We start from the raw sequence: 10,130 nt of genomic DNA on the forward strand, positions 1-10,130 counted from the left end.
GGAGCCAAATGACTATTCGATTTGGCTCAGTTTGCAGCGGCATTGAAGCAGCGAGCTGCGCGTGGCATCCACTCGGATGGCAAACGGCATTCGTAAGCGAGATCGAGCCGTTTCCTAGTGCAGTTCTCGCGCACCACTACCCAACCGTGCCGAACCTCGGCGACATGACGAAATTCAAGGAATGGCCTAATGCAGCTATCGATCTTCTCGTCGGCGGAACTCCCTGCCAAAGCTTCAGCGTCGCCGGACTCCGAAAGGGACTGGCTGATCCGCGTGGCAACCTCATGCTCACCTATCTTGCCATTGCTGAGCGCTACGCTCCCCGCTGGCTGGTCTGGGAAAACGTCCCCGGTGTCCTGTCGTCAAACGAGGGACGGGATTTTGGCACCTTCCTCGGAGGCTTGGCAGAACTCGGGTACGGGTTCGCCTACCGCGTTCTTGACGCTCAGTACTTCGGAGTGGCCCAGCGACGCCGTCGTGTGTTCGTTGTCGGACACCTTGGAGATTGGCGACGTGCCGCAGCGGTACTTTTTGAGCGCGAGAGCCTGCTCGGGCATCCTGCGCCGAGCCGCAAAACGTGGCAAAGAGTTGCCGGCACCATTGCACCAGGCGCTCACCCTGGTGGCCATAATGGCCAAGACGACGACGGAAAGTTCCTCATAGCGCACGCGCTACGCGGAGAGGGATTCGATGCGAGTGAAGACGGTACAGGTCGCGGCACACCGCTGGTCCCGTGTCAGCCGTACACACTTGCGATTCGCGGCCGCGACGACGGACATGCGCTCGAGTATCGCCAGGACGGAACCGCGAACGCGATCCTAACTCCGAACGGCGGCCGCGGAGGTATCGGCGTCGGAGCCATTGCATTTGACACGACGCAGATCACGTCGGCGACGAACCGGAGCAACCCTCGTCCTGGCGATCCCTGTCACCCCATCTCGGCCAGCGCTCACACGCCCGCCATCGCCTTCGATTGCAAGTCGTCCGGACAGAATGGATTCGGCGTCGGTGAGATCGCCTCAACAATGCGGAGCATGGGTCATTCCGATTCGCATCAGAACGGCGGCGGCCATCAGGCCGTTATGCACGGGACTGTCGTTCGCCGCCTCACCCCGCGCGAATGCGAGCGACTGCAAGGCTTTCCAGACAACTACACGCTGATCAACAGTCGCGGCAAGCCAGCAGCAGATGGCCCGCGCTACAAGGCGCTCGGCAACAGCATGGCCGTGCCCGTCATGCGCTGGATCGGCGAGCGAATTGAACTCGTCGAATCACTGACCACCTGAGGACCACAATGACCACCACCGACAAGAACCACGCTGATGCACTGACCGGACCCTACAGCACCCGCCACCGTAGCATCGGAGACTGGCTGTGGTGTGAGTTGACGGATTACTGCAAAGAACTCGGCATGCCGCCTGCGGATAATGACCGTCTTTTCGCAATCGTCGATCTAGCTCGTGCCGCATGGGATCGCCCTGTCGAGCAGCACGAAGCAGCGCCGGCCAGCCTCGAAGGGCTGCGCCGTGCGGTCCTCACGCCACGCGCGTTCGTGCGCGACGAATACGGGATGCTGACGCATCCGGCTATCCCGGCCCTCGACGAGGACGTGAACTACCACACGTTCTTTGCCGCGTTCGGCATCGAATCGACGTTCGTCTGCATGGAAACCGACGTCGACTGCGACGCGTACGAGCGGTACGTCGAGTCAAACGATCCGAACTGCAGCTTCTGGACGCCGAGCACACCGGCCGGCGACGGCTGGCTGCTGCTCGAGATCTACGACACCGAGGACGGCCCGGTCGCGCTGTACGTGCGCGAGAAGAAGCCGGAATCGATGCGCGAACGCGAGAAACAGGAGCATCTCGCCACGCAACCCGCACCATCCGCCCCGCTCGAAGGCACAGGCAATGGAGCGGATGCCTTCGCGCATGAATTGTGGGCGGCGGCACAACTTGCACCCAGCGAAGGCATCAGCGATGGCGTGCAACGTATCGTCGCCGCTCTCTCCCGCGCCCCTCGCACTGAGGTGGCGGGAGCGGTGCTGTCCGGCGACGCGAGCGAATGCCTGATGGCCGTGGTGAGCCATCATCGTGACTTCGTGAACGCGTGCAAAGTGATGCACTTCGATGCGATAAACGACGACAGTGACGCGTACTGGGAAAAGCAGATTGATGTGCTGAACCGCATGAAAGCACAGGCGGAACGTGCACTGTCCGAACCATCCGCAGATGCAGCGGCAGCGCCGAAGGCATTCACTGACACGCAAATCGCAGCTCTGCGTGTCGCTGCCGAAGCTCTCGTCGAGCGATACGCGGAGCCGATCCGCGCCATCCTGCGCCACGCGGAGCATGCAGCAGCGCCGGCAGACGAGCGGGCAGCGTTCGAGACGTGGTGGGTACGAGAGGTGCCGGAGCAATTCCGTGCGGACACTCTGCGCCTTCTCCGGCAGTCTCGCGAGCTCGATGGGAAGTACGGCATGGGGAACGCCGAAGGCGCATGGGAAGTCTGGCAAGCCTGCACCGCATCTGCCAACGAGATGGGGGCGGAATGAAAACCATGCAGGTCGACCGGGCCGGACATGCCGTGTGCCTACCCGCGCATCACCATCTTCCTCTGCGTTGGTTCAACTCCCTTCTGAGAGAGATCTACAGCATGACCAAGAAACGAAGTACCGCTCGCCAATCGTCTGCACAGGACGTGGTTGTTCCGTCTGCACTGTCCAGCGCAATTACAGCCGTCAGTTACGAAGGCTTGAGCGTCTCCACACCGACCGGCGAAGCAGCCACACTGGCGATTGTCGACCAAAATGGCAATGTCATCGACGCAGGGCCCGCCGTGGCTCGAACAGTTTGGGACGTTACCATCGCGGCATATCGAAACTTTCTGATGGGAACCGGCCACCTCCGCGTCTTGACCAAGCCTCCCGTCGCACAATCATGACGTCGCGCTCTGCGAAAGCTTGACTTGCAGATAGTCAATGTTCAAGTTGAACTGAGCCCGCAGGCGTTCGATGAATTCTCGAGTAGCGCCGTCGAGATCAGGCTCACCAACCGCGATCAGCTTCGCCGGCTCAAGGCCGCCACGTCGATATCCGTATTCGAGCAGCTGCCCCATTGCTTGCCGAACCACCTCCGCCGCCGAATCGGCAATCTTGGTTTCGTAGAGGATACAGCCGCCGTCAAGCGGATACACTACGGCGTCAGCATACCCCCCAGTTCCAGTTCCACGCTCCATCCAAACACGATCCTTCCCATGTTCTTTGATGAGTAGCTTATACAAGGCTGCTTGGACTTCGTTGTGTCTCAACAAGATCTTGCGTTGCGTCTCGGGCACGTGCTGAAACGCAATCGTGGCCCGTTTTCGGTACTGCGACGCACGTGCCGAAGTCGATGGCAACCACACCTGGTCCGCGACGAACCATGGGAACATATTGCGAACCAATATATCGCCTCGAAACACCTCGAACCGATCCAAATGGTTAACCAACGATCGCGCGCGTACCGCCCAGCTTTCCGACTCGGGGATGGAGAACTTCGTATGTGTTGCAAACCACCGCAATGCAGCATCGTGGCGAGGTGCGTCAACAGTGGTGTGATAGTGGTTGGGATGTATTCCCGCAAACACGCGCCGAATCAAGAGCCGTGGCACCTTTGCGATTCGTCCACTAGACCGCCAGCGTTCGGCTCTCTTGACGATACGGTCGAAATTCTCTGGCGAACCATCATTCTGCACATCACTGATGATCTCGATCAGTTCCTTTCGCAAACGATCGGGATCACCAGAGTGCAGCATGCCTCGCCCCGCATCGGCAATCGAATTATCTCGCGTCATCCATAAGATATCGAACAGATCTTCGTGGCACCCACTCGATAACGCCATCGCGATCGACTCGGTAGTCTCGCGATAGCGCGGCAACCAGCCCAGTTTGAACCGATCTTCAGCGGCGAGAAACCCACTTAGAAACGCTTCAACCTCACCGTCTAGAACGACGGGTACCAACATCCCATCGCTCAATTGTGTAGCGCGGTCACTCATAGATTTTCCCCGTAGCAACCGACGATTCTGCCATGCTTGGTCCAACGGTAGCGGAACGAACCACTCGATGCTTCTCGAAACTAGTCCCAATGCTGTCGACGGCGCTCGTGACGTTACAATTGCTCTCACACAACTGACGCTTGTGCTTCCACTAGAAGCGATCAAGACGAGCCTGTTAGAGCCAGCACAAGGTCGCACACCAACACGCAGAAATTCGGGGAATGCCATGACCGGAAGTCTTTCACCGCACGATACGCTGGACGAGCCAGGGCGACGCCTCCTGCGTTTCTTGGTCGCACACCTGCCTAAGATCAAACTGGGCGCCCCTGAGACCTATTTGGGTTACAAAGAAGTCCATGATGCGCTAAAACTTCCCATGCTAGCGAACACTTACGGCAGAAGTCTGGAAGTGCAAGGACTGGTTTCGCTAGCCGATTGGACAGTCAAAACGGGTAAGCCGGGGATCACCGGCATAGTCATCGACAAAACCACGAACATGCCGGGGCCGAAATACTTCAAGCTGTTCAATCGGAAGCGTGAGGATTTCCCGTGGTGGCGCTCTGAAATCGAAAAATCCCTTGAGTTTTCCTGGCAACCATACTTGAACAGCGACGCTCCGCCGTCGGACGACGCCGGTGGCGAAAGTTGGACCAAAGTGGAGCTCGCCGCCTCGGTTCAGGCCTACCTAGAGATGCAACAGCTCGATCGCGATCACAAGTCGTACACGAAGCGAAAGTACTACGATGATCTTGCCGAACGGTTTGGCCGATCGGCAAAGGCGTTCGAGTACAGGATGCAGAACATTTCGTATGTTCTCTCCGTCATGGGACGCGACTGGCTGACAGGTCTCAAACCGGCCAAGAACGTTGGAGCCAACGTCGCTGCTCAGATCGAAGAGCTCATTGCCAAACTTGAGGGCAAAGCGATCACGCCGGTAGCCGCATTCGAGATTTCAGTTCGCGACAACATCAGCAAGAGCGACCTACCGGAGCCAGCAGGCAACCAGACTCCCAAGGCCTCTACAGCGTCGGTTACGCAATACGAACGAGATGCCCGAGTGAAGGCTTGGATCCTGAAGACGGCCGAGGGCATCTGTGAATGCTGCAATCAAGTGGCCCCGTTCAACGGTCCCGACGGCCGCCCGTATCTTGAAGTTCATCACGTCAGAAAGCTGGCAGAGAAAGGTGCCGACAGCACAGAAAACGCTGTAGCCGTGTGCCCCAATTGCCACCGGGAACTGCACTACGGGCAAAATTCCAAGAACCTCGTTGAGAAGCTCTATGGGAACATCTCGCGACTCAAGCGTCCGTAGTTGTCGGAAATCGTCCCTGCCGGGTAAGCACGTTCGCACACCACGAACGAACCGCTAGACCCCGAGATGGCCACGCTGAATGCTGACACGAGCAACGTGAAAATCTTTCAGGAGTTGAGCATAGTGGCGCCGGACGGCAATCCCGCAACGCTCGCCGTCGTCGACCAGAACGGCGAAACCGTCGAGGCCGGCCGGAGTGTGATGCGCGCGGTGTGGGACGTCGCAATTCGGTCGTATCGCAATTTCTTGATCGGCAATGGGCACCTGCGTGTGCTCACGCAGCCGCCTACCTCGAGGATCAAATAAACAACGGCGCCTTGAGGTGCCGTTGTTTATCAACCTGTTCAACTACTGACCGACTTTATTCGGAGTTCCGACTTTATTCGGCGCGTCACTGCCAAAATGCATCGACGGAAGCAACAATTCACCATGCCACGATCGAGCAGTAACATTTGAGACCATTTCACGAATCGTCCCATAAAGCATCGAAGCACCATTAACCACCACGACATCCTGGCGTCGGGCCTCATCCGGAAATGCTTTAGTCACTACATTAAAGTACCCAACGCACTTAACATCTATCCGATAAGGTGCGACCTTCCCCTCTGTCCCCAACAATCGAATGCCCATTGTCAGGACGTACGGTTGAATCTCAACCGCTTCTCCCACGCCATTGATATCTGGCGTGAGCGGATCGACATGTCCATGCCCTAGCTCTAATTGAAACTGAACTCCAGCAAAGTCATAGGCTCCCTCGGTTCGAGGGTGCGGTTCAGCGATTTCTGGCGGCGTTGCAGGCTCAATGAATACTTTTAGAAACCTGAAGTTCACCAGTTGGAGTGGACTCAATTCCATTGCTTTACGCCGCCGCCTTTAGAACTTGGATCGATGTGGTGAGGTTTCCAAACTTGACGGGTTGTGATCCTTTAGAGGAATCCCAAGACCACGCCGACGTTGTTGTTGCCTGTCTACGTGTCACTTCAAGCGTTTTTGTTTCAGTTTCAGACGACTTCGTGTGAGGCGTATACTTGCCTGCTTCCCAAATATCAAATCTCAACGTCTCGAAAACTATGTCTTGAATTGTCTGCAAGTCACAATGGGACGCGATTCCTCTCGCCTGAATATTTTGCGCTGCATAGCTCACAAAGGGACCGACGTGCTTTTCGATCGCGTCAAATTTCCCTGCAACCCATGCGTACTGAAACAGCGTTGGTGGAAATGCATCACAGACTCGAAGTGCTCTGTCCATCGCAGTGGATTGCGCAACGTCGTCCGATTCGTACTTTGAAAACGCGACGGGTCCACCACCGAAAATTGCGGCCGCATCATCCTGCCGAAGATCGTACTTAGCGCGAATTGCAGCGACTTGGTCGCCAGTCAGCAAGCCATTCGCCTCTTTACGGAATTTTGCGACAGCGCGCTTGTTTGCACGTGCGGACTCCTTGCCAACTACCTCTGACTCGCATTGGTCGCAAACCTCCATCCGCAAATCGATCATGGCCGACTTGCCGTTTTCAGTAAACTCCTCAGCAAAATGCGTCAGGTGGAGTTGGCCCTCTCCGCAAATGGGGCACAGCCCAAGATTTGATTTCATAGGAGGTGTCTAGTTGCTTGTGTGGCAAGAGATGGTGATGACAACGTTTCCCGTCTTACCAATCGCAAATTTGACGAAGTAATCGCAAATCAGATCGCGACGTGCGAACTCATTCCATTCGGTCCGCCGCAGCGAGTACGCATCGCATGCGGCCCACGGACCTCCGGGCTTCCCCTGACACCACTCAGAGTCGATGTAGCGTCCGTGCACGATAGCCTCCCGGATGAGAGCTGCCACATCGTCCAAGTCAAAGCTCAGCTTCGCTGCATCTTTGACGCAGTCCTTAGTCCAGAGCGCGACTTTGCCGGCCGCCAAGAGCGGCTCCAAATCATCCAAGCTGTAGAGAGGTCCGCCGCAGATCTTTCGATCCTCCCCCGGATCTGGAGGCAGCGTACCCTGCCATTTTCCCGCGTTTGTTCGATTATTTACCATCTTGGTAAGTTCCGCAAGAGCAATAAATTTTGGCTCGGCGGAAAATTTTGCGCCGCTGAGACTGGCTCTAGTGGCGAAAATCTTACCTTATGATCAGCAAACCCAGAAGTGGCGTCGGCCTAGGCTTCACTCAAAAGAGTGGCAGCGGAGCTCGAACCGGTGGCCGAAGGGTATACTTTTAGTATCACTCGGGCACCCGAGCGACACGAAGCCTACTTTGGGGGACTGGGACATCTGGAATGTGGGGGGCGTGGCGGCAAAAGCGTGAGTTTACAGCTATTTATGGGTCAGCGAGGCAAAACCGGCGATCAAGACGCCGTGGATGGCGCCCTCAATACGCATCGCGCGCAGGCGCATCGGACCGCCACCGGTGGCTGATCCAGCCCTTTCAGAGCGAGATGATGAAACGATGGACACGATCACCGCACGTCGTGCACGACAATCGCCCCGGCCTCACTCCGCCCCTATGCGAAAATCGCAACAGCCGCTCCCTTCACTTACCCAATGGGGTTCGCATGACCACCCACATCACGATCGAATTCACCGAGCACGCCGCCGAGACCATCGGCGAGCAGACCAGCACCAGTTTTTCCTATGACCAGGGCGCCCACGTGCCGCAGCCGGGCGACTTCGTCGAACTCGAGAATTCGCGGCAGACGTTTCTCGTGATCGGCCGGGTGTTTTCGCTGAAGGCGAACTACTGCGCAGTGAAGCTCGTGCTCGACCTTCCTCCCGCCGACGATCACCAGGATTTCGATCCGGCACTTTGAGGTAACCCGGCGAACCGCGGGTGCATTGCCGCTACTTGTCGCGACAAGGCCCGACGCAACGGCGATCGGCCGCAATGCCACGAACGCACGCCATGAGGCGCGCCACGCCCGCGTATCGATTCGCTGATGACTGTCTGGATGAGGTCGGGGCGACCAGATCACGATCATGCCCGCCCCCACGCGAGGGTACGGGCATTCGGTGCCGACGATCAGGAGCGACCGTCGGCAACATCTTGCGACTGCGGCCATCGTCGTGCCGTGGCACACGATCGGCCGCATCGCACCGCCGCGCGTCGCGGCGCCAAACCTGGCGTCGGGCGGCGGGTGCCGCCGCGACCGGCCTGCCGCGCACGCGTTACTTCTTCTCCGGCTCCGGCGCGCCCGGTTGCTTGAACGGGAACGTGCTGAACATCGACTTCGCCTGGTTCTGCATCTGCTCCTGCATCTGCACGAACATGTTCTTCGACTGCTCGATGTAGCTCGTCATCATCCCTTGCATCATCGGCGCCTGCATGTTCATGAACTGCGACCAGACTTCCGGATTCATCGCGTTGCCTTCGTACAGGTTCTTCGATTGATCCGCGAGCTTGTTCTGGATGTCGATGAACGCCTGGATGTTCTTTTCCAGGTACGTGCCCATCATGCCCTGCATCGCATGACCGTAGAAACGGATGATCTGCGACAGCATCGACGACGAGAACATCGGCACACCGCCGCTCTCTTCCTCGAGGATGATCTGCAGCAGGATGCTGCGCGTCAGGTCTTCGTTGGATTTCGCGTCGACGACCTTGAAGTCCTCCTGTTCCAGCACGAGCTGCTTGACGTCGGTCAGCGTGATGTACGTGCTCGTCTCGGTATCGTAGAGCCGGCGGTTCGGGTACTTCTTGATGAGCCGCTCGGCCGTTTTCTTTGTAGTAGTCATGTAACGCCTTTGGGTGCAGCGTAGCGCAAGTGACAAATCCCCGCTTCCCGGATCCGGGAAGCGGGGGCCTTCGGAAACGCCAGGCCGCGCGGCCGCAGCGACGCGCGCAGCCGGACGTTCAGCCCATATGCAGGCCGCCGTTCAGCGAGAAGTCGGCGCCCGTCGCGAAGCCGGAGTCATTCGACGCGAGCCACGCGACGATCGAACCGATTTCCTCCGGCGCGCCGAGACGACGCACCGGGATCGTCGCGACGATCTTCTCGAGCACGTCCGGCCGGATCGCCTTCACCATGTCGGTGCCGATGTAGCCGGGCGACACGGTGTTGACCGTCACGCCTTTCGTTGCCACTTCCTGCGCGAGCGACATCGTGAAACCGTGGATGCCGGCCTTCGCGGTCGAGTAGTTCGTCTGGCCGAATTGCCCCTTCTGGCCGTTCACCGACGAAATGTTGATGATCCGGCCCCAGCCACGCTCGACCATCCCGTCGATCACCTGCTTCGTCACGTTGAACAGGCTCGTCAGGTTGGTGTCGATAACGGCCGTCCAGTCTTCATGCGTCATCTTGCGGAACACGACGTCGCGCGTGATGCCCGCGTTGTTGACCAGCACGTCGATCTCGCCGACTTCGGCCTTGACCTTGTCGAACGCTGCCTTGGTCGAGTCCCAGTCGCCCACGTTGCCTTCCGACGCGATGAAATCGTAGCCGAGCGCCTTCTGGTCCTCGAGCCATTTCACCCGGCGCGGCGAGTTCGGGCCGCAACCCGCGACCACCTTGAAGCCGTCTTTCGACAGACGCTGGCAGATGCTGGTGCCGATGCCGCCCATCCCGCCCGTTACGTACGCAATTCGCTGAGACATAAATCTCACTCCATTTTTTGGTTTCGAGAGCCGCCGGAGGCCCCCTCTGACTTCACGTGCACCGGCCGAAGCCGCAATCGGCCGGCGCGCGGATTGGTTTGGCCGTGAAGGACGACCGGTTACGGACGTTCGACCGCGAGCGCGACGCCCATCCCGCCGCCGATGCACAGCGACGCCAGCCCGCGCTTCGCATCGCGCTTGAC

12 protein-coding genes are annotated in these 10,130 nt (G+C 58.4%); 6 read left to right on the top strand and 6 right to left on the bottom strand.

Annotation, left to right across the window (positions count from 1 at the left end):
* The first annotated feature begins 8 nt into the window (after window positions 1-8).
* From WS75_RS23600 to WS75_RS34710, 3 genes are read left to right on the top strand one after another with little or no spacing between them, the layout of a single operon-like run.
* Complete coding sequence (locus WS75_RS23600; protein WP_218919286.1) at window positions 9-1,286, top strand: DNA cytosine methyltransferase; 1,278 nt, start codon at window positions 9-11, stop codon at window positions 1,284-1,286.
* An 8-nt stretch (window positions 1,287-1,294) separates the two neighbouring features.
* A complete protein-coding gene (locus WS75_RS23605) occupies window positions 1,295-2,554 on the top strand; it encodes a hypothetical protein (protein WP_156429864.1) in 1,260 nt (419 codons plus the stop codon).
* A complete protein-coding gene (locus WS75_RS34710) occupies window positions 2,551-2,943 on the top strand; it encodes a hypothetical protein (RefSeq protein WP_257129437.1) in 393 nt (130 codons plus the stop codon). Before WS75_RS23605 ends, WS75_RS34710 begins: the two co-directional genes overlap by 4 nt.
* Here WS75_RS34710 and WS75_RS23610 read toward each other — a convergent pair.
* Window positions 2,938-4,038: a hypothetical protein gene (locus WS75_RS23610; protein ID WP_059683700.1), complete on the bottom strand. Its 1,101-nt coding sequence runs from the start codon at window positions 4,036-4,038 to the stop codon at window positions 2,938-2,940. The genes WS75_RS34710 and WS75_RS23610 overlap by 6 nt on opposite strands.
* A gap of 67 nt (window positions 4,039-4,105) precedes the next feature.
* Between WS75_RS23610 and WS75_RS34970 the strand changes: the two genes are divergently transcribed.
* On the top strand, window positions 4,106-5,350 hold the full coding sequence (locus WS75_RS34970) for an HNH endonuclease (RefSeq protein ID WP_306453418.1): 1,245 nt from the start codon (window positions 4,106-4,108) through the stop codon (window positions 5,348-5,350).
* A gap of 66 nt (window positions 5,351-5,416) precedes the next feature.
* A complete protein-coding gene (locus WS75_RS23620; RefSeq protein WP_059683702.1) occupies window positions 5,417-5,656 on the top strand; it encodes a hypothetical protein in 240 nt (79 codons plus the stop codon).
* 42 nt (window positions 5,657-5,698) lie between these two features.
* Here WS75_RS23620 and WS75_RS33825 read toward each other — a convergent pair whose 3' ends face one another.
* Genes WS75_RS33825 through WS75_RS34720 form a run of 3 tightly spaced genes read right to left on the bottom strand, consistent with a single transcriptional unit; the run spans window position 5,699 to window position 7,376 of the window.
* The gene (locus WS75_RS33825; RefSeq protein WP_156429865.1) at window positions 5,699-6,205 is read right to left on the bottom strand and encodes a hypothetical protein; all 507 of its coding nucleotides are present in this window, start codon (window positions 6,203-6,205) and stop codon (window positions 5,699-5,701) included.
* Between the two features lie 4 nt (window positions 6,206-6,209).
* On the bottom strand, window positions 6,210-6,944 hold the full coding sequence (locus WS75_RS32745) for a type II toxin-antitoxin system MqsA family antitoxin (protein ID WP_082729716.1): 735 nt from the start codon (window positions 6,942-6,944) through the stop codon (window positions 6,210-6,212).
* A 9-nt stretch (window positions 6,945-6,953) separates the two neighbouring features.
* Window positions 6,954-7,376, bottom strand: coding sequence for a hypothetical protein (locus WS75_RS34720; protein ID WP_257129438.1), 423 nt, complete (start codon window positions 7,374-7,376; stop codon window positions 6,954-6,956).
* A 515-nt stretch (window positions 7,377-7,891) separates the two neighbouring features.
* On the opposite strand from WS75_RS34720, the gene WS75_RS23630 reads away from it, so the two are divergent.
* On the top strand, window positions 7,892-8,146 hold the full coding sequence (locus WS75_RS23630; RefSeq protein ID WP_059537455.1) for a hypothetical protein: 255 nt from the start codon (window positions 7,892-7,894) through the stop codon (window positions 8,144-8,146).
* Between the two features lie 355 nt (window positions 8,147-8,501).
* Here WS75_RS23630 and phaR read toward each other — a convergent pair whose 3' ends face one another.
* Together phaR and WS75_RS23640 are read right to left on the bottom strand one after the other, a co-directional pair.
* Complete coding sequence (gene phaR, locus WS75_RS23635) at window positions 8,502-9,068, bottom strand: polyhydroxyalkanoate synthesis repressor PhaR (RefSeq protein ID WP_011549704.1); 567 nt, start codon at window positions 9,066-9,068, stop codon at window positions 8,502-8,504.
* Window positions 9,069-9,186: 118 nt separating this feature from the next.
* On the bottom strand, window positions 9,187-9,927 hold the full coding sequence (locus WS75_RS23640) for a 3-ketoacyl-ACP reductase (protein WP_059537451.1): 741 nt from the start codon (window positions 9,925-9,927) through the stop codon (window positions 9,187-9,189).
* Between the last annotated feature and the right edge of the window lie 203 nt (window positions 9,928-10,130).

Source organism: Burkholderia sp. FL-7-2-10-S1-D7 (assembly GCF_001524185.1).
Classification (GTDB): domain Bacteria; phylum Pseudomonadota; class Gammaproteobacteria; order Burkholderiales; family Burkholderiaceae; genus Burkholderia; species Burkholderia diffusa.